Annotated in this window: 12 protein-coding genes and 1 pseudogene; 7 read left to right on the plus strand and 6 right to left on the minus strand. The window is 57.5% G+C overall.

The genetic code is table 11. The features are described from left to right. Positions 1-13 precede the first annotated feature (13 nt). The 3 genes from ACIPR4_RS12505 to ACIPR4_RS12515 all read right to left on the minus strand — a co-directional run bounded on the left by ACIPR4_RS12505 (position 14) and on the right by ACIPR4_RS12515 (position 7,576). The gene (locus ACIPR4_RS12505) at positions 14-2,155 is read right to left on the minus strand and encodes a hypothetical protein (protein WP_144312422.1); all 2,142 of its coding nucleotides are present in this window, start codon (positions 2,153-2,155) and stop codon (positions 14-16) included. A 62-nt stretch (positions 2,156-2,217) separates the two neighbouring features. Continuing rightward, complete coding sequence (locus tag ACIPR4_RS12510; protein ID WP_187290172.1) at positions 2,218-6,063, minus strand: hypothetical protein; 3,846 nt, start codon at positions 6,061-6,063, stop codon at positions 2,218-2,220. Positions 6,064-6,169: 106 nt separating this feature from the next. After that, positions 6,170-7,576 (minus strand): hypothetical protein, encoded by a 1,407-nt coding sequence (locus ACIPR4_RS12515; RefSeq protein WP_144312423.1) that lies wholly within the window; start codon positions 7,574-7,576, stop codon positions 6,170-6,172. 162 nt (positions 7,577-7,738) lie between these two features. Between ACIPR4_RS12515 and ACIPR4_RS22755 the strand changes: the two genes are divergently transcribed. After that, positions 7,739-7,879 (plus strand): hypothetical protein, encoded by a 141-nt coding sequence (locus ACIPR4_RS22755; RefSeq protein ID WP_187290173.1) that lies wholly within the window; start codon positions 7,739-7,741, stop codon positions 7,877-7,879. 88 nt (positions 7,880-7,967) lie between these two features. On the opposite strand, the gene ACIPR4_RS12520 is transcribed toward ACIPR4_RS22755, so the two are convergent. Both ACIPR4_RS12520 and ACIPR4_RS21680 read right to left on the minus strand, forming a co-directional pair. After that, positions 7,968-8,585, minus strand: coding sequence for an RNA polymerase sigma factor (locus tag ACIPR4_RS12520; protein ID WP_187290174.1), 618 nt, complete (start codon positions 8,583-8,585; stop codon positions 7,968-7,970). Positions 8,586-8,853: 268 nt separating this feature from the next. After that, the gene (locus ACIPR4_RS21680) at positions 8,854-12,276 is read right to left on the minus strand and encodes a chitobiase/beta-hexosaminidase C-terminal domain-containing protein (protein WP_013569028.1); all 3,423 of its coding nucleotides are present in this window, start codon (positions 12,274-12,276) and stop codon (positions 8,854-8,856) included. A 613-nt stretch (positions 12,277-12,889) separates the two neighbouring features. Between ACIPR4_RS21680 and ACIPR4_RS12530 the strand changes: the two genes are divergently transcribed. The 6 genes and pseudogenes from ACIPR4_RS12530 to ACIPR4_RS12555 all read left to right on the plus strand — a co-directional run. Next, a complete protein-coding gene (locus ACIPR4_RS12530; protein ID WP_013569029.1) occupies positions 12,890-14,611 on the plus strand; it encodes a hypothetical protein in 1,722 nt (573 codons plus the stop codon). Between the two features lie 122 nt (positions 14,612-14,733). Then, complete coding sequence (locus ACIPR4_RS12535; RefSeq protein ID WP_013569030.1) at positions 14,734-15,798, plus strand: alpha/beta hydrolase family protein; 1,065 nt, start codon at positions 14,734-14,736, stop codon at positions 15,796-15,798. Positions 15,799-15,847: 49 nt separating this feature from the next. Then, positions 15,848-16,471, plus strand: a complete 624-nt coding sequence (locus tag ACIPR4_RS12540; protein ID WP_013569031.1) for a DUF47 domain-containing protein — start codon at positions 15,848-15,850, stop codon at positions 16,469-16,471. A gap of 18 nt (positions 16,472-16,489) precedes the next feature. Continuing rightward, positions 16,490-17,545 (plus strand): inorganic phosphate transporter, encoded by a 1,056-nt coding sequence (locus ACIPR4_RS12545; protein WP_013569032.1) that lies wholly within the window; start codon positions 16,490-16,492, stop codon positions 17,543-17,545. 85 nt (positions 17,546-17,630) lie between these two features. Further along, on the plus strand, positions 17,631-18,380 hold the full coding sequence (locus ACIPR4_RS12550) for a hypothetical protein (RefSeq protein ID WP_013569033.1): 750 nt from the start codon (positions 17,631-17,633) through the stop codon (positions 18,378-18,380). A 76-nt stretch (positions 18,381-18,456) separates the two neighbouring features. Then, a pseudogene (locus ACIPR4_RS12555) lies at positions 18,457-19,062 on the plus strand (FMN-binding negative transcriptional regulator); the annotation flags it as partial. 44 nt (positions 19,063-19,106) lie between these two features. Here the strand turns inward: ACIPR4_RS12555 and ACIPR4_RS12560 are convergent. Further along, positions 19,107-20,891, minus strand: coding sequence for a 30S ribosomal protein S1 (locus ACIPR4_RS12560; RefSeq protein ID WP_013569035.1), 1,785 nt, complete (start codon positions 20,889-20,891; stop codon positions 19,107-19,109). Positions 20,892-20,956: the final 65 nt, after the last annotated feature.

Genomic DNA, 20,956 nt, shown 5'->3' on the forward strand with positions numbered 1-20,956 from the left:
CTACGGAGCATCGTCATGGAAGGGTCTCCGTAGCAGCGATGGTGGGAATCAGCGCCTGCGGATCTCTCGCGTACGAGGCCCCTCCCACGAATTCCGTCGTGGCGTTCCCGTTTCCTCGGATCCAGACGTTTCCTGCAGGATCGATAAAGGGTGCCCCTTCGGTGGTCATGAACTTTGTAAATGAGATCCCTGCAGCGTTGAGCTCCTGCCCTCCAGTTCCATTCGGAAACTGGACAGACAATGTCCAATCGTCTGGATTGGCAGAAATCGCAGGGCCGAAAGAACTGCTGGATGCCGCGAGTTCATAGAGCGTCTCAAGCGAAGCATGATGATTCAAAGATCCAGTTGCCTTCTGTACAAGGTCCAGCAAAGCCTGTAACGTGTTGCTTGCTTGTGTCGAAGTCGTTGCGCCAGGATTCGTTGCACGGAACAACCTGTCGCAAGCGCTTCCGTCTCCCACAGCTGAACCGGCTGTCTTTGCGCACGCGCTCAGCAAATTCGCGAGCGTGTTGATCTTCGGTCTTGGAATGACTCCTATACCGGAGACAGTGTGCGTGTGTACCACGCCAGAGGTAACATCCACCAGGTCGGCGGCGGTGCTAAACGCCGCCACCATTCCCACAGGCGACGCGCTGGCGGAACCAACGGTTTGCGCGTCCTTCATGAATCCGCTCAAAGCGTAAACGGCCGCCACGGTCGTTGCCTCATTGATCACGAAGCGTGTTGCATCCAGATGACTGCACGGGCCGAGTGCGGCGAGCAAGGAGAGATCCGGGTTGATGCCCGACCCGGCATTGCCACCGGTCGACACCAGATACATCTGCGCATCGGGCTTCGGGCACTCATAGCCGTAGGGGATTGAAAATCCGCCCTTCGAATCGGTCATCGCTGTGGTTACTGCAGACACGTTGTTGGCATTCGTCGAGGGACTCAGTGCGGTGTCGCTCGTCATTGCGGCATAAAGCGTGACCAGGGCTCCCCTCAGAGGTTCATGTGCCGCCTGCGCGAGACCTGCGACGAAGTCGCCCTGGATGGTTGTTACGGTTGCAGTTGCGCTCTTCGTCGAATCGGCAGTTGAGGTCGCGGTAATGACAATCGTGCTCCCGACCGCGATGTCGGTAACACTCGGAGCCGTGTAAGTGGCTTCTGCTCCACTCATCGTGTGGGCGGTGATCGTGCCGCAGCTGCCTGGGGTCTTCGTATTTGTGCACGCTACAGACCAGTCCGCGCCTTTGTTCGCTCCATCATGTGCAACCGTTGCTATAAGCGAGGTGGTCGCAGCGGTACCCACGGAAAGAGTTTGTGGCGTTACGCTGATGCTGATCGGAACGATCTGGATGGTTGAGCTTACGGCTTTGGTCGGGTCTGCCACGGAGGTTGCAGTCACTTTGACCGTTCCTCCATTCGGTATCGCTGCGGGCGCGGTGTACGTCGTGATAACTCCACTGATCGTCTGTGTCGCACTGAAAGAACCGCAAGCGGTGGAGCCGCAGAGGACGCTCCAATTCACGCCGGCGTTTGTGGCATCGTTGGTGAGCGCTGCTTTCAATTGCACCGTTGCGTTTACTCCAAGGACGCTCGGCGCTGCGGGTGCGAATCCCACGGAGATGGGAAGACCGCCGATCGTGAGGGTCACGGAAGTGAACCGGGTGTGGTCGACCGTGGAAGAAGCAAAAAGTGTAACGACTCCCTGCTTGGGCGTTGCCGCCGGGGCCGTATAGAAAGCCACGTAGCCTTTTCCATCGATCACGTAACTCGGTATCGGTCCGCTTATCGTGTGGGCCGGGGTAAAGGTGCCGCACGATTCATCCTGCGGCTGCCCCGGGGGCAGCGGTGTGCCCGGAGGAGGAGCACTGCCACAGGTCACGCTCCAGTCGGCGCCCAGAAGTTGGGGATCGTTCGTCAGATTCACATCGACATAGATTCCCTGGCCAACCGTCAGCGACGTCGGTGCCGTCTTCTGGGGCGTGCCATTCACGTCAGTGAATGCAATCGCTCCTACCTGCGGTTTGGAAGAAGATCCACCCCCCGACGAACAGCCCGCGAGAGTCAACAGTCCGGCCGCAAGCCAGGCGATCCCAAATGCCCCAAGGGAGCAAACGGAACGTGGATCGGAAATCTTCCCGGGCAGACGCATGGAGATTGAGCTCTTCATAACTTCCTTTTCTTCTGGGCATTGATTGAAACGAGTAGGAAACAAGTCTTCGGTAAAATTCTTCATGGCTTCGCCGCCAGCTTCTTGGTCTGCGCGCCGAGCGCGAGCGGAGTAACCACCGGAGTGGCAACGCCGATATATTCCGTCACAGTATTGTTTGCGAGCAGTACCCACACATTGCCCGCACCATCCACGGCCACGCGCAAAGGCCCGGCGGCGAGGCTGGTCGAAGCAAGAGGGAATGCTGATGCTACGCCGGAAAGATTTGGCGCTAAGGGAAGTACACCTGGCGGAATGCTTGTTCCTCCCTGATTAAGCCCTCCGCCTTGGCCTGCAATCCAGACGACACCAGCGCCATCCATAGCAATTCCTCGAGGCTTCGAAAGCAGCAACCCGTTTGGAGGATTCTGGTCTTCCGGATAGCACGCCGGCTGCAGAATTGCGCCTTTCCCTCCGTAGGGAGGAATTTGACAAACGTTCCCCGATATCACGATCCAGACATTGCCACTGGCATCAGCAGAAATCTGCGGCGCAATCGCACCTGTGAGAATGGACGAAGCTGTAACTAACTGGCCGCCCGGATTGCTCAGTTCCGCGAGATGGGCATCCGTGGTCCCGACCCAGACGTTGTTAGAACTGTCGATGCCTACCGCACTCAGAGCTGCGACCCCGTTGTTGATGAATCCATCGACTGGCGAAAGCTGCAGCCCAAGATCATTGAACGCATTGACGCCGTTCGTATTCGTAATCCAGAGATTGCTCTGTGCGTCGATGGCGATATCTCCTCCTCCATTCGCGACGCCGCCGAAGGGACTCCATGGAAGAGGAAAGCCGAGACTCGTCAATTCGATCAGGGAACCCTTACCTGAGATCCACACGTTCCCTGTTGCATCGATCGCGATGGGACCGCCGCCCGCCGCATAGCCCGTCGACGGAGAGATAGCAGCTCCGAATGCATTCCACTCGATCACGCTACTAGCGCTTGTATCTGTAATCCAGAGATTACCCGTCGCATCGAGTGCGAAGGAACCGACTGTGCTGGAAGAAGATAGACCGCCCCCAGAGGTATAGTTCAGCGAAAGAGACCAGTCATTTGGGCTAGCCTGCAAAATAGGCTGAAAGGGAGAAGTCGATTTTGCCAAGGCCAGAAGAACAGCGGCGTCCCCTAAGGCATAGCCGTAGTTGCTTACCGGATGCTGTGCAAAATTGAAGGCCGCCTGCAAGGTATCAGCGGGCGCGATCGAGTTGAACGCCGCGTGATTGTGGAGGACATCCGTTACATTGAACAACGTGCCGCAGGCACTCCCATCTCCTTCCACCCCACCTGAACTTTCCGCGCAGGCGTTGAGGAAATCGGCAAGAGTATTGATCTCCACATAGGGTACCGAGGCGTTCCCTGCGGGGACCGTGTATCTCACCTTTCCGGTGGAGATATCGACGAGATTGTTTACCGCAGCGAAGGCGTTGGCCAACCCCGCAAGATTGGTACTGCTGGTACCGAGATAGAAGTAGCTGTTGTTTCCTGTGAGCACATCGTTCGCCGCAAAGGGCGATGTTGCCCAGGCGGAAGCGATCGTGGTTGCCTCGTTCACAACGACGGGGCTCGAACCTAAAGCATTGCAGCTGCCAAGCGCAGTCATCAGGATCAGGTTCGGATTTGCTTTGTTTGTGCCGACCTGACCTCCCGTTGAGAGCAGGTACATCTGGCTTCCCGGTTGCGGACAGGTGTAACCCGCAGGCACGGTAAAGTTTCCGCTTTTATCGGTGGGCGCGGCGAAAGCAACCTGCGTGGAAGCCGAAGCATATCCGCTTGTTCCTGCGGCATACAACGCAACCGATGCTCCAACGACTGGATCGGACCCTGCCTGCACCACTCCGTTCAGAACAGGCCCAGTCGCCGACTGGCTGATCGCGATTGTTCCCGAATTTCCAGTGGTGGGATCCGTGTGAGCTGAAGCCAGGACAGAGACGACTCCGCCTGTGGGCACCTGGACTGGTGCCGTATACGGAATCGGAGCGCCATTGGGCCAGCCCAGAACGGTCGTCGCCGTGACCGCTGGTACCGGAGGAACATATGGCGTAATTGCCGTCGCGATGATAGCGGGTCTGGCAGGCATCGTCGTGAAGAAACCACAGCCACTGGCGCAAACCTGCCAGTCGATCCCCGCATTCTTTGGATCATTCGTAACTGCCGCGTTGAGGTTTACCGTGGCATTGGCCTGAATCGAGGAGGGCAATAGCGGGACGAAATGAACCGAGAGCGTTTGATCCGGGGTGATCGTGATGGGATTGGAGGTCTGTGTGACGCTTGAATCCGCAATCGAAGTGGCCGTAATCGTGACCGACGTTCCCGGGGTCGTTACCGGAGGCGCGGTATAGATCACGGTTGCTCCGCTCGCCGTCTGATTCGAGGAAAACCATCCGCAGCCGCCGGGCGACGCGTTGCCACACTGAGCTGACCAGGTAACCCCTCCTGGCGTGCCATCATTCGCAACGATCGCACTGACGGCGGCTTGTGCGACGCTCGCCAGCGTGGCTGGGGGCGCTTGTGCAAACGACAGCGTCAGTGGCGGCGGCGGTTGTGCAGTGATGGTCGTAAGTCTGACGTCCGGATTGGACGGCGTCGATGCCGCCGAGGAGGCGACGATCGTCACGATGCCGCCGTCCGGAACTGTAGCGGGCGCCGTGTAAGTAATCGAACCACCACTAACCGTATGCGCGGGAGAGAGACTGAAGCTTCCACAAGCTCCTGCGCTCCCACAAGTCGCGGACCAGTTCACCCCAGCATTGCCGGTGTTCGGTGCCGCAGTCGCCGTGAGCGTAGCTTGTGATCCAGCCTTCAGCATCGTGGGGGGCGTGTCCGTCATTGTCACGACGATGGGTGGAGTCGTCACAATCGTTGCCGTAGCGGATGCAGATTGTGTCGGGTCCGTCGTGGAGCGAGCCGTAATCGTGATCGTTCCGGCAGCCGGGACATTGGAAGAATTGGTGAAGGTCACCGTCGTTCCGCTTGCACTATGAGAGATGGCGCCTCCACAGTTCGATGTACTGCAACTCAACGACCAGTCAACGCCTCCGACAGCCGTGTCATTCGCCACGATGGCAGTAAGGTGAGCCGAGCGCGCTGCACCTCCACCTTGGATCACATAGATGTTGCTTGGAACTACACTCACGGCGATGGGGGGAGGAGGCGGAGGCGGTGGCGGTGGAGGTGGAGGTGATGCAATGGTCACCACAGCGCTGACAGATTTCGTGGTATCCGTGAGCGATGTTGCAGTGATTGTTACAGTCCCCCCCGCTGGCACCGTGGAGGGGGCCGTAAACGAAGTTCTGCCTGTAGAGATAATGGGGTTGAACGAGCCACATACCGCCGACCCGCACGTCGCCGTCCAGATAACACCCGCTGCGTTCGGATCGTTACTGACCGTTACCCCAAAACTTGCGATTCCGTTGATCAGTACCGAGGCCGGGGCTAGACTTGTAAACGCAATCGCAATCGGCACAGAAAGAATGGTGAGGCTCGCGCTGCTGCTTTGCGAAGGGTTGCTCGTCACGGTGGCCGTGATGGTGACTGTGCTTCCGATAGGGGCAATGGAAGGTGCGGTGTAGACCGTCGTAGCTCCATCTGCCGTATGCACCGGAGACAACGTTCCACACGCACCGTTGACGATGCTGCCTGAAATCGGATTCCCCCCGCAGGTCACAAGCCAGTCAACACCCGCGTTGATGCTGTCGCCGGTCGGCATCATACTGAGCTTCATGGTGGAACCTACCGAGAGGCCACCCTTCACCTGCCCCGCTCCTGCGCTCGCACCTGCAAGCGTGATAGGAGCCGCCTTCGCACCCGAACCAGTGCTGGCACCACAGCCTCCGAGCGCGACGACGAGCAAAGCGCTTACGGCACTCAACAGAAAGTAACATCCAACCAGCTTTTGTCGACGCTGGCTTTGCCGGGGGCCGATAGACTCCCGTAGCATAACTTGATTCAGTACTGACGACATGACCCGAGACATCCTAGTTCTTTCCGCTCGGGGTATTGGCGCCCAGAGTCTTCGTCTTTCCGTACGCCTCGCGTGCGGCTGCGGTGAGATTGTCCATGGAGATCGACATATCGGCAAGGATCTCCTCTGCTGCGCGCGGATTCGGATCGCTGGCCTGCGTGAGCTCCTTCGAAAGCGAGAGATTTTTGTCAGCCGCCCCGAGGAGCGAGGACACGTTGGGTGGACCAATCGTTGGGGCCGATGCAGGCGTGATTTCCGCAGTGGTGATCAGTTGTCGCTCATGCTTCAAAGCTGCGCGGAGTCTTTCGCGATGGCTGTAAAGGAGCTCAGACAGCGTCGCCGATACAAGGCCCGGCCTCAGCTCTCCTGGATGGAACTGCGTCTGTAAATAGGCAATCGCCTTGCACTCCTGACTGATCGTGAGCGCCGTATTGAAGATCTGTTGAGCCAGGCCATTCAGGTCACTGAGGCTGCGCCCATGGGCCTGCAGCGAAGTCTCTAAAGGCGATGGCCGGTCCACCACCGAAGCGATTTTGAGCTCTGTCGCGCCGCGGAAGTCTTCTTTGTTCTTCACGTCCGTTACGCTCTGTATCGATATAGTCAAGTGCGGCACCATGCTTAGTCGAGTCTGTAACTCGCGTTTGCGCTCGTCTGTTTCAACAATGCCTTCGACTTCGATTCCTTGCGGAACGCGGTGAATTTCAATCTGTTCGCCAGCATCGGCGTGCAGCTGGTTCAAAATTAACCTCGCCCCAAGCTCTGCTTCATCGAACTGAATCGGGCTCAAACTCTCCGGTGCGCGGGGGATCTGCGGGACGCGAACAGAGTTGGTCGTAACCAAAGACAAGGAGCGGTCAAGAGGCTCGAACACACCTGCATCGACTGCGGACCATGGCAGTATCTTGAAGTCCAGCTCAGCGATCTCTACTGTCCCCAGGTCGCGGAAGGCGACAGTGCGTCGCACAGGGTGAAAATCCGTATCGCGAACAGTCAGAGACTGTTCCGCGACCGAGCCGCCAGGCACCGTTGTCGTCAGTCGAAGCAAATGGTTCCCTGCGCGCACAACTTTATCCGCACGCAATGGTTGATGATCGTGCCACGCCTGGTAACTGGTCGCGGAGATGGGCGTCTCCCAATCAATCCCAGCCTGCGTCAATTCGCCTTTCAGAGACTCTTCCCCCTCGTTCAGCTTCACGCGCTTGAGGAAACGCTTTCCCTCCAGATCTCGATAGATCGAACGCCTCATCTGTTGTCTTTCCGTCCTGATGGAAATCTCCTGATACAAAACACCGGGTGAATCGGTGCGAGAAAGTGCGTCCCACTGCTGCGCATTCGCCAGAAGTGCGTTCGGCGTTATGCCAAGAGCGCGGTGTGGCCACCAGAACAGCATGGCAACCGCGCAGGTGAGACTGAATGCCATGGAACTTATGAGCATGGAGCGCCCGATAGAGCGTTCAAGGAGAAAGATTCTGGATAGCTGGGGAATCCGCGCTGTTGTGGTGTCCTTCTCTCTCGTTTGGTTTTCCAACTTTCGGACAAATGCTGCACGCGGCCTGGGCGACAGTAGCAAATTTTTGCGATTATGAGCAGCACGGTAAACTTCGATCACCTCATTTGCGCGACGGCCTTCGAGATCCTCCAGGCGAACTCGGCAGAGCCAGCATTGCGCCAGATGGCACTTCGCAATCTGCCGTTCGACGAACGACAGATCCTGGCAAAATAGACTCGCCATTCGCTCATCGGAGAGATGAGCGGCGAGCTGCGGAATCAACCGCCGCCAGAATGGATTGAGCACCCGAAGCATTCTTCTCCTATCCACAGTTCTCTTGCCCAAAGACCACTGCTAATCGAACCGAAACCTGTTTCACCACAAGTGCGGCGCGCTGTTCGCTGATATTGAGTGCAAGACCAATATCCTTGTAACGAAATCCCTGCACGCGCATGTTGAAGCACTGACGTTGCTGCGGATTGAGCGCTTGGAGTGCTACTTCCATCTGTCTGATCCGCTCCTTCTTCAAAAACTCTTCTTCCGGTCCAATGGAGGGATCCACGCAACTTTCGACTGCGATGTTCGTGGTGTCCGCATTCCGAATCGCTTCCCTTTGCTTCTTCTTCATTCCATCAACCGCAAGGTTGTGCGCCACACGAACGATCCATCCTTGAACATTTTCGATTTCATTTCGCTTCAGAAGTTCCGTCGTCAATCGCATGAACGTCTCCTGAATTACCTCTTCTGCCTGGTCCCTCTTCAACGACATACTGCGGAGGTATCTCAGTAGCCGTGGTCGAAACTCGTCATACAACTCGAGAATCTGTTCCCTTGGATCGTCCCTGAATTTCTTTTGATCAATATCCCTTTCTTTCTCTTCTGGAAGTTCCCGCTTTATGAACAAGAGAACTGCACGGTCCACTTCTGTTTGGTCTGCCAACTTATGGTTCCCGATAACCTTCTGTCCGGGGTCTTCTCCGGCCTCAGGCTCCGATGCGTGACATATCTCCACGACGCACTCCTTCCCTGCCAACAGAACAATCTCTGCCTTGCGCCTTATCCGCGAAGATTGGAACTTTTCCTCGTTCAGCCACCGTGATGGTTGAACGAATGAGGAACGGCAGAGTTGAGTTTGCGTACCAAGTATGCAAAGGAGCCGTGACGCACAAGGTGCTTCTCCGGATAATTTCCGATGAATTTGTCAAGCGTCACGGTCGCGCTCCCACCTGTCCAAAAGAGACGGCGTTCGAAATGGGCGTCACTACCGGCGCGGCGATTCCGACAAACTCCACCAGCACGTTGCCTGGAGAAGTCGTGGTGCCGGTGTCAATGTTGAGAACCCACAGATTGCCGGAGCCATCGATGGCCGCTCCCATTACACCTGCAGGCGGGATATAAGTAGTACCAAAAGGAACAATCAAAGTCGCATTTGGGTCGGGATTGATGGTGGCGGCTTCTCCCGTACTGGTCCCGGTGTATCCCGTACCCACTGGAGAGATCGGCGACAGGCGGGAACCACTCACAGTGAACTCATCGAGGATTCCAGGCGATGTGCCCCCGGTGACGGTAAAGAGATGGCCAACGCCGTCCATTACCATCTGGTTCCCACACCCCCTTCCCGTGGGGATTGTAAGTTTGTTGAGAATGGACATGGAGGCAACGTTTAGGACGTCGAGCTTTTGGCCGCCTTGATCCCCACAAGCATAGATATTTCCGTCGCTCCCGGCGGCTAGATTCGTATACTGGCCCGTGCTTCCAGCGAAGTAATTGGTAACGCCACTTCCGTCCTTGGGATTGATCTGGTAAAGGTCACCTTTGTCGGCCGCTGAACCCCATAGTGCAGGCGTGGCATTCGAATCAAACATGAGAGATTGAATGCTGCCGTAACCGGCATTTGGATTCGCTGGATCGATGCCCGCGCCGGGGTTACTGAAATTTAGCGCGCCAGTAGGTCCGAACTGCTCAAGCGCGCCATCGAAGAGCCATACATTGCCACTGCCGTCAATGGTGAGCGGACTGGCATTCGGTCCAACCTGAATATAGGGCAGAACCAAGGAAAAGTTGGGTCCATTGCGGACCACCTCAGCAAGTCCTGTTCCCGTTTGCGGGAACATAGCACCTATCACCGATCCACCGTTCACCCATGCATTGCCCGACGGATCAATCGCGATCGCGTGCGCGGCCACAGTGCCTGCGGTCCCGGTACCGTCCTCTATGTGATTCGCGATATAGCCGCCGTAGATGACGTTCCCCGAGCTGTCCAAAGCGCTTGGCTTAGTTAAAGGAGCGCCCAGATTATCGAATACGGCGATCATCCCGCTGTCCACATCGGGAAAGCTAGATCCAGAGCCATCGTTTTCGTTATTGAAGGCCGTGACCCAGATATTACCCGTGGCGTCGATCGCCATGGAGGTGTTCTCCAAAGTACCCAAATCGAATGGATCGTTGAAGAACGGAACCTGGAATCCAGGAGCAAACCCGAGCCCACCTCCTGTGAAGGTAAGCGCAAGGATCCAGTCGTTGGGCGCTGCGGCCAGGGCGGGCTGGAAAGGCCCTGCGGTAGAGACGACGTTGAAGACCGCCGAAGCATTCGCGCCAGGATTCTGGGCGATGTCCAAGATAGCCTGCAGCGTGTCCGTCGGCGCTGCACCGCCATTCGGTGTTGCGGCACTGAAGAGGCTGGAGCAAGCTGTACCTGCAGCGCAGGCGTTCAGTGCGTTGGCCAGCGTATGAATACGCGACTGCGGCACGGTGCTGGAGTTAAGGAATGGGACCGGGTTGCTATTCACATACGCAGGCGTGATGGTGAGCGCGTTGCCCGTGGTCAGGTCCGTCAGGTTGGTCACCGTCCTGAAGGCGTTCGTGAGTCCCTGATAGTTCGCTATAGAAGAACCTACCTTTGTCGCACCGGCCATGAAGGGCGACAGCGCATAGGCCGAAGCCACTGTCGTGACCTCATTCACCACATACGTTGCCGCTGTGGACGCAAGGTTGCCGCAGGGACCAAGCGCCGTCATAAACGCGAGGCTGGAGTTCGCACTGCCGCTTCCTATGCTGCCACCAGTCGCCACCAGATACACCAAGTCGCCGGGCGACGCCGGGCAATCATAATGGGCGCTGAAGGCGCCGCTGGCGTCTGTCTTCACCGGGGTTGCGAGCAGTGGTGTGGCGTCGGAGGCGTAGCCTGTCTGCCCCGCCGCATAGATCTGCACCTGCGCGCCACCGACCGGCAGCATTCCGCTGAAGACCGAACCTTGTATCGGCGCTCCGAGATTGATCGTGTAGCTTGCCGTGGCGACTGAACTGGAGGTACCGTCGAGCATAGCAATTGCGCTGATCGTTTCAGTTTGGGACACGTTGATAGGACTGTTGTAGGGCTGCGTCGTGCCCTGTTGCGGCACCGGTATGCTGCCATCCGTGGTGTAGTAGATCGTTGCACCCGTCGTGGCATCGCTGATGGTCACGGTCTGGGCGGTACTGAAGGTACCAGCGGCGGGAGAGAATGTTGGCGCTGCAACAGCCAAGTTGATGGTGTATGCCGCGCTAGCCACTGCACTGGTACCAAAACCGCTCGAGGTCGCAATCGCCTTGATGGTCTGACTTGAGGAGACAGAGATGGGATTGCCATAGACCGCAGAAGAGGTCGTCGGCGTGGTGATGCCGTCTGTAGTGTAGTAGATCGTCGCGCCCGACGTGGTGTCGCTCAGCATCACAGTCTGCGCCGTGGTGTACGTACCAGCAGCCGGAGAGAAGGTGGGCGGCGCGGTGGCGGTGAGCGTAATGGTGAACGCAGCCGTGGCCACGGAGCTGGGGATGTTGGACGCGACAGCGATGGCTTGAATGGTCTGGCTGGAGGAGACGGAGATGGGACCGCCGTACGAGGTGGAGGACCTCGTCGGCGTGGTAGTGCCGTCCGTGGTGTAGTAGATATTCGCGCCCGGAGTCGCATCCGTAATGGTGACGGTCTGCGCCGTGCTGAACGTACCACCCGCAGGAGAGATCACCGGCGTAGCCGTTCCCTGCCCAATGGTGTACGACGCACTGGCGACGCCGCTGTTATTAAATCCAGAGGCCATTGCAATGGCGCTAAGCGTTCCGCTCTTGGAGAGGACGACGGGACCGGTGTAGAGCTTGGATGCAGCCGTAGGGACGGTGCCATCCGTGGTGTAGTAGAGGTTTGCGCCTGCAGTCGCGTCATTGATCGACACTGTCTGCGCTGCCGAATACGTACCACCAGCAGGCGAGAAGGTGGGCGTGGCGGCGGCGTTCAGGTTCACCGTATAGCCCGCAGAGGCGACCGCACTGGCGGTCATACCCGGCGCTACCGCAATGGCCTGCAGAAACTGTGTCTTGAAGATCGTGGTCGGCTGGCTGCACTGTGGCGAAGAGGTCGTTGGAGTCATACCGTCCGTCGTGCAGTAGAGCACCGCTCCGGAGGTGGCATCCGCAATGGTGACGGTCTGCGAGGTGTTATAGGTTCCAGCGCCGGGGCTGAACGTCGGAGTTGCGGTGACATTGCTTCCCGAAGAGGAAGAGTTCCCACCGGCACAGCCCACCATTCCCAGAACGGTCAACAGAGCCATCGCCACCACCATTGACCGGCTAACCACCCACTTCGACAGAACGCGCACACATCCTCCAGAGAGATAAAACCTTTAAGTTTTGCACTACGCGACCGATGCCGATCGCGCGCGAGCTTCTTATGTCAGAGAGCGACAATTCATACAACCGCTCCTGAAAGAAATGACTTTTGAGCACAGCAGATCTCAACGACGAGGAGGAGAAATTTTTCTTTTATTTTTGGGGAATGTTTGTATCAGCAGAACTTCGCCCGTGCGCAAAGGGATGCGCTCAACAAAGCGTGTTACAGGAGTAGTTCTTTTGTACATGACGGGTTGCTTGTGAATATTAATGCGGCGTGAATAATTCCGCCTCAACATAGGTTGTCGTCAAGAGAGACAGCCAAGATGAATGCCGGATTACGTTTCGATGAATACACAGAATCGGTCGTTGAGATTCACCGGCTGCCCTCGTCACCATGGATAGAAGCACAAGAATCCAGCAGGAGCATTCACTGTATTCCTGGCATCCTTTTCACCCTATTTTTCCGGGTTCTCCATCGAAACACCCGGCTTGCCTCCCTCCATTGCGGTTCGAGCGCAGACCCGGGAACCAGCTTCGGCTTGAAGTCCACTGCATCAGGCCGGGCTCTCTTTCTCAACCAGAGCATCGAGGAGTAACACCATGAAGCAGCTTTTGAAGGTATCTCTCGCATTCGGCGCCGCGCTCACAGCGCTGTCGGCCAATGCACAAACTCCGGCGGTTCAGATCAACGGCCTTGGATCTTCCGCTCTCTTCCTGGAAACCGGCCTTGCGGCCTCGTCCACGTCCTCCGGCCTGGGCGGCACCTGCGTCTGGAGCAGCACGGGCAGCACGGCCGGATCCATCGCCGTTGCAACCGATACGAGCACGGGCGGTTCTCTGACGGATTCAGGTCAGTCCTGGGTCGCATGGACGCCGTCCAGCCTGCCGGCATCTGCCACCACCTGCAGTGATGCCAATGTTACCTCTGCCACCAAGGTCTGGGCTTATCTGCAGACGGATTCGGTGGTTGGCGACCGCTGCCTCTTCAACGCCAATAAGACAACGGGCGCTCAATGCTCGATCGCTTATCCCACTGCAGGTGTCGCACCAGCCAACCTGATCCTGCCAGCGGGATCGGAGTTCGCTCTTCCCCCCAAGGTTGCAACGGCGCTGAGCAATAGCGTTGTAAACGCCGCGGGTACGGATATCCGTCCTGAGGATGCTGCATTTGCCGCGGCCCGCTCCACCTTCCCCGGTGGTTGCGGCACAGCCATGGGCACCGGCGCAAATGCGCAGTACCTCGGCCTTGGCTATAACAACGGCGATAACATCTCCAGCTTCTTCAGCACTTCCACCTTCCATGTCGTCAACTTCACCCTTCCTTCCGTATATAGCGTCACCCCCATCGGAGCTACACCTATCCTGGTTGTTGTAAACGGCGACAGCACCGGCTTCAACAATCCCTCCAGCCCCGTAAACAACATCAGCAGCGACGCGCTGGCGAAGTTTCTGGACGGCCGCAACTCCTTCACCGGCCAGGCACTTGCGACTCCTGTCGCTTCGGGTGCAGCAGTTACAGCCCTCATCCGTGAGCCGCTCTCCGGCACCTACAACACCATGGAGTTCAACGTTCCCAACACGACAGTCGAACAGACCTCGCAGGATGTCGGTCTGAACCAGCCCGCCACTCAGCGCGACTGCAACCCCGTCGGCGTTGGCCTGAATCCGATGAACATCATGACTGCCAGTGGTGGACACCGCCGCCGCGCGATCGGCACCGGCCAGGAGTTAAGCGAAGTGCTTGACACCACCAACAACGGCACCAACACGCTAGGCTACGGCTTCTGGAGCGTAGCTAACTTCAAGGGCTTCACCAGCGCACTGGCGCCGAATGCCAAGTACCTCACCGTAGATACCATCGATCCGCTACTCACCAACTCCGCCACGCATACCGGAGTGATCCCCACCACCGGCAGCGCAGACCTGGCCCATGTCACTCTGAGCCATGTACAGGATGGAACGTATCCCATCTGGTCGTTGCTCCGGCTCGTCACCGTAGATACCACCGCCACCGCCAACGCAGTTGCTTTGTCTAACGCGGCGCAGGCGTTTGTCTCCTCCGGAACGAGCACTTCCCGGCCTGACTTCGTCACAGCCAACAGGTTGACGGTAGTTCGGTCCCACTTCCTCCCGCCCGCCACTGGCGTTGGCGAGCCGCCATTGGCTTCAATCGCCAACGGCCACGTGGGTAATATCACCAGCAGCAACTGCACCGCACCCGAAGCTGGCGGCGATGTAGGCGGACAGGTCTTCACCCTCGCGGCGGATTCCACCTTTTGTTCTACCAATGGCCCCAACGGCGAGACCGAACACCGCCGGTAGTCACTGGCGATTCCAAAACCCCGCTTTACCCGCAACTGGGCAGACCCGGCCATCACGGCGGGTCTGCCGCTTTTACGTTATTTGGTCAATCGTCTTCCTCCACCACTCTCCGGGAGTTCTGAATGTTCCGCAGATTCGCCGCACTTGCTTTCCTCGCGCTCACCCTCGGCCTGGCCCATGCGCAGACCACGACGTCGACAAAGCCCTCCTCGAAACCTGCACCTGTAGTTACGCCCGAGTTGCCGGAGACCCCTGCCGTCATCGAGCCCGAAGCGCCACCTTTCAAAGAAGACTGGACGACGCTCTCTCTTGCGAAGAGCGGGCTTTCGCTCGATGTCCCCGCAGCCGTTCTCTTGAACAAAGTGGAGGTCGGAGGATGCACACGCGAACTGCTGCGGTTACAGTGGCGTCCAGGCGATCCAATCGATCTTTACGTCATACGCCCCGCAGGCGTAAGCAAGCCACCGGTCGCGTTGTTTCTTCTGAATTACACCTTCGATACCGATGTGTTTCGTGCGAGTACCTGGTGCGATCAGGCATCGCAAAATAAGATCGCCATCGCCAGCTTCGGCTCCGCACTTTCGTGGCAACGCTTTCACACTCCGCGCCCGATGAAGCAATGGTTTGTGAGCGAGTTGCAGGAGGCCTTGTCCACCTCTACCCACGATGTACAGATGGTTTTGAATTACCTCGAAAAGCGCGACGATCTTGACGCCGAGCGAATCGGGTTATTCGGACAAGGTTCAGGCGGTAGCATCGCCATCCTCGCCGCTGCGGCGGATCCGCGGATCAGAGCGCTCCACGTAGTCGATCCCTGGGGAGATTGGCCCGACTGGTTGAAGGGTTCCAAGCAGATACCGGAAGAGGAACGCGCCTTGTACCTCAAGCCGGAGTTTCTCAATAAAGTCACAACTCTCGATCCGATCATGTACCTTCCGCAACTGAAGGGGAAAGCACTTCGGATACAGATTGTCATGAGTGATCCGGTTACACCGACCGCGGTAAAAGATAAGATCGCCAATGCGGCCCCCGAACCGGACCAGGTCATTCGTTATATGGATAAGACGGCGGAGCAGAAGGCTTTGCCCAAAGGAGGTATTTCCTCGTGGCTTGCGCAGCAGATTTACTCTGACTCCCCAAAGACGAGCGGGATGCAGGCACTCCGTAGCGTTCCGAATGTCAATTAATTGACATTGTCTTAATCTTCGCAGGCATCCAAAAACGCACGGGGGACGTATGTTCAATCTCATGCCGAGAGATGAAAAATTCTACGACGAACTCGAAGGACTCGCGGATCGTGTCGTCAACACTTCGAGACAGTTCGAAACCATGGCCGTCCGATTTCCTGAGACAGATGGACAGATGCAATCCATCGAGGGAGATAGACTTGGCGCGGCGCGGACGATGACCGAGAGCCTGGTTCGTCTCGACCAGGCCTTCATCACGCCGCTTGACCGAGAAGACATCCTGAATCTACTCACCGAAATGTACGGTGTCGTGGACCGGGTCGCGGAACTCTCGCAGCGATTCAGACTCTATGAGATCAAGGATTTACATCCCACTCTGACCGGTCAGGCAAGAAATCTGTCCACGATCTCCAAGGCCTTGAGCGATGTCATTCACAGTCTTCGGCACGAAAAAAAAATAGCCGAACTTAAATCATCGATTGATGCGGTCTCGGGCGCAATGGAACTGGTCAAGAGAGACCGCGAGGCGTTCCTGGGAACACTCTTTGCGGGTACGCCCGATCCCTTGGACGTCATTAAGAAAAAAGAGCTGCACGATCTCCTGGAAGAGGCCATCGAACGCTGCGAAGAGGCGATGGAAGTTCTGGTCCGCGTTCTACTCAAGAATGGCTGAGGAACAAAGGAATTCATTGTGCCGATTCTCTATCTTGTTTTCGCTCTGATTGCTGTCGCCCTCATCTTCGACTTCTTTAATGGCTTTCACGATGCCGCAAACTCCGTAGCCACGGTCGTCACCACACGCGTTCTAACGCCGGGACAGGCGGTGCTTTGGGCTGCGTTTTTTAATTTCGTCGCAGCGTTTATCTTTGGCACCGGTGTGGCCAAAACTATCTCGGACAAACTCGTCGATCCCAAGGCTGTCGACGTGTACGTTATCTGCGGTGGGCTAATCGGTGCGATTGTCTGGGACATTATTACGTGGCTGGCGGCCATGCCGACCAGTTCGTCGCACGCGATCATCAGCGGATACGCGGGCGCGGCCATTGGAAAGGCAGGATGGCACGCAATCCTGATCAAAGGCTGGATTCCCGTCATCGTCTTCCTCATTCTCTCTCCAATCATTGGGGCGGTCCTTGGCTGGTCTATCATGACTTCGGTGGCGTGGCTTACGCGCCATAGCGAACGGTACAAGACGGAGAGACGCTTCCGCCATCTGCAACTCGTTTCGGCTGGCTTGTATTCGTTAGGGCACGGAACCAATGACGCCCAAAAGACGATGGGAATTATCGTTGCACTTCTGGCTGCCGCCGGGCATGAACAATGGGGCAAGGCCAGCTCCAACAGCTTTCATGGACTGGCTGGCAAGCACGAAATTGCGTGGTGGATCATTCTTTCCTGCCATGCAGCCATGGCCCTCGGAACCATGTCGGGTGGCTGGCGCATCGTAAAGACAATCGGATCTAGGATTACGCCCCACCTTCGACCAGTCGGGGGCTTTGCCGCCGAGATGGCTGCCGCGACGACCATCGGATTTGCCACCATCGCGAAGGTACCAATCTCCACCACGCACGCCATCGGCGGGGCTGTTTTAGGCGTTGGCGCTACCCGAGGCCCCCATGCTGTGCGATGGGTCTGGGGAGAGAAGATCGTCTGGGCCTGGATCATGACCTTTCCGGGAGCAGGGCTGATCGGAGCGGCTGGATACGCTTTCGCTCATTGGTGCATTGCACCGTTCATTCGCGGGTAGGGAATACGCCGCTCATCTAAGTAGATCAACCGCCCCCTTTTCATCCTGTCAACGTCCGTTCATCGGGCATTGCAATAATGAGGGCATGGTTGAGCGTCGGTCTTTTCTCCAAAACATCCTTGCGGCGGCGACCCTCTCCGCAGCACCCACTTCGCAAGCCGCCGCTCTCCCGCAGCCATTTCCGAAGCAACTCCAGGACGCCTTGGGAAAAGCGCTAGCCGACCCTCAGCTGGCTGCAAAGCTTGCGCCTGTTCTGCTCGATGTGGGATTTCTCTGGGAAGCACCATCGCAGCCAGCCTCCACGTTCCATACGATCATCGCTTACAGCTTTGGCAACCGCCCCCCGCTGCCAGGAACATCTACTCCTGCTCCGGGGCCCGTCAACCAGGCACTCGCGATGGCGGTGCTTGAGGCGCAACGCCGCAGCCGTGCTACGGTCATTTATGCCCAATGGGAGATCGCAAGCTTTCTTTCCGAGCAAGCAGGTGTCTCCAAGGTTGTGGCCATTAACCCCGTGATTGCTCCAGACAAGTCGGTCAGATACCTCAGCACCGACGGAGTTGCCGAGGCTGCAATCACGCACGCTGCAGGAGATGCTTCGAAGCTCGGGCGCGTCTGTGTGATTGGCCATCACGATCACGCTAAGCGTTGTGTTGAGGTTTCACGCGCCAGAGGCATGGACGCGTGGGCCATGGACGGGCTAGTGCTTCCGGCGAGTTACGACCTCGAATCCGACCAGCCTTGGACGCGCGACCGGGAGATTTACCTCATTCACGATATGGCTGCGCAACTGATGCAAATTCGCGCCGCACGTCTCGCCCTCCATCCGCAATAATGGAATATCCCTATTCGATAGAAAGTTCCAGGACAGGCAGTGCATGTATACGCCCTAGGAGAACGCGGAAAACGACGTCCTCACACTTCAGCAGTTTGTGCGGGACAACCCTCTCTGCGCCTTGGTGACGCAGACGAGCCAAGGAATGATCGCTTCGCATATTCCGATGGTGCTCCACGAAGGCAATTCGGCGTTCGGAGTCCTGCGAGGGCATGTAGCCCGCGTCAACTCTCAGTGGCAGAACTTCTCGGCTTCTGAAGAGGCCCTTGGGATTTTTACCGGGCCGCAGCACTATATCTCTGCTTCCTGGTATCCCGAAAAGAAGAAGCATGGAAATGAAGTACCGACCTGGAACTATGTGGCTGTCCACGTCTATGGACGTCTGCGGGCCATCGAGGATCCCGATTGGCTCCTCGAACACCTGCGCACTCTGACCGATACACATGAGGTCATTGCGGAGGTTCCGTGGCGCGTTGCGGATGCTCCTCCGGAGTTCATCGCGAAACTGAGCCGTGCGATCGTTGGACTCGAACTCCAGGTGTCACGGGTGGAGGGTAAGTGGAAGGTCAGCCAGAACCGTAATGAGCAAGATGCCACCGCTGTGATGGATGGTCTCGACAGTCTTGGAACGCCCGCCAGTGCAGCGATGAGCAAACTCGTGCGAGCGCAGCGTCCTCGGTGAAGGGGCCTGAGCATCGCAAAGCCCCGATACCCAGGCTCAGTAAGTTACTTGTCCAAAACCAGCTCGATGCTCTTCTCCGTCGGATCGATCTTCCCAAGGACAAAGCTACGCACCTGACCTGCTTTGATCGCCTCAGACTTCTTTGTCTCGGTCGAAGGGTTCAAGACCGCCGGAGAGTCCCCGGACTTCCACTTCGACTTCAACATGGAGCTGAACGCCGATAGATCGACCGGAACCGTCGGCTGAGCTGCGGGCGTCTCGGGAGTATCAGAAGCCAAGGTGGGCAACACGCATTGGGCGATGATCCCTTCTCCCAACTCGACTCGCGCCACACCGTTCTCGATGGAAACAACGCGCCCGGTGACAGGGTCGCCCGTTTTGTGTTCTTCGAGGAATTCGTCGAGGCTCGTCGGTACGAGCTGTTTTATGCTCAAACGAAGCTGGCGTTTCTCCTTGTCGATCTCGAGCACTTGCGCTTTAACTACTTCACCCACGCGCAATACATCGGACGGATGATTCAGTCGGCGCTCAGCGGTAATCTCGCTGATGTGGACAAGTCCCTGCACGCCTTCGGCGATTTGCACGAACGCGCCAAACTTCATAATAGTAACGACCGGCCCTTCCACCACCGAGCCCACCTTAATCCGCTCTGCAGCTTCGACCCAGGGATCGCCGAGGGCCTGTTTCAACCCCAGCGAGATACGCCGATCCTCAACACCGATGGCCAGAATCAGGGCATCAACCGTATCGCCGACATTCAACACTTCGGTGGCTTTATGGATACGCTTGGACCAGGACATCTCCGAGAGATGCACCAGACCTTCTATTCCCGGCGCGATTTCGACGAAGGCTCCAAACTCTGCGGTGCGCGTTACGGTGCCCCGCACCCGATCCCCAACGGCAAACTTCTCCGCCACGTCATCCCAGGGGTGCGGCTGAAGCTGCTTCAGTCCCAGACTAATGCGACGGCTCTCCGGATCGATCTTCAGCACCTTCACCTGGACAGTCTGGCCGACTTCCAAAACGTCAGAAGGATTGCCGATACGGCTCCATGCCATGTCGCTCACATGCAGCAGCCCGTCAATGCCGCCCAGATCAATGAATGCGCCATAGTCCGCCAGACTGCGCACCGTGCCGTCCACGATAGCGCCTTCCTGCATCGCGGCAAATCGCAGATCTCGGCCCTTCAGCGCCTCTTCTTCGGTGACAACGCGGCGATCGATGACGACATCTTCCTCGACCACATCGAGCTTCGTGATACGGCAGAGGATCTCCTGGCCGACTAACTTTTCCATCTCCGCAGCATCCCGTGCGCCGCTGCGCGAAGCAGGAAGGAACGCACGTACGCCCACATCGACGTGGAGACCGCCCTTCACGACAGCTGTGACCGTACCCACGATATTCGTTCCGTCGGCGAAGGCTGCCTGCAAGCTGCTCCAGTCCTTGGGTTGTGCGACACGGAAGAGCGAAAGCCCGTAGTAGCCGTCCGGGTCGCGCCCCTTCACGGAGACCATCAAGGTGTCTCCCTGCTTTACCGGCTCGTTAGCGGCGGGGAATGCAGTCAGCGGAAGGATACCCTCGGATTTAAAACCGATATCGACAAACACAGACTCGGCGTTGACCGCGACGACGGTCCCTCGGATCTGTCGCCCTTCTTCGCCCGAACGGCGATCACTCGTTCGCTGATACGCAGAAAAAATGTCGCTGAAGGATTCGCCTTCCTCTTCCTCGGTTACAACTGCGGCTGGTGCAACATGGCCAGTAACGGTTTCTGGATCAGAGGGAAGCGGCGTAACGTCGGTCGTGCTGGTCGAACTAAATTCAGACATAAAAACAACACCTTTAGAGGCATGTGGCCATGCTGACCACGGTCTGCCCTTTTGCCAGAATATCA

It is taken from the genome of Terriglobus saanensis SP1PR4, assembly GCF_000179915.2.
Classification (GTDB): Bacteria; Acidobacteriota; Terriglobia; order Terriglobales; family Acidobacteriaceae; genus Terriglobus; species Terriglobus saanensis.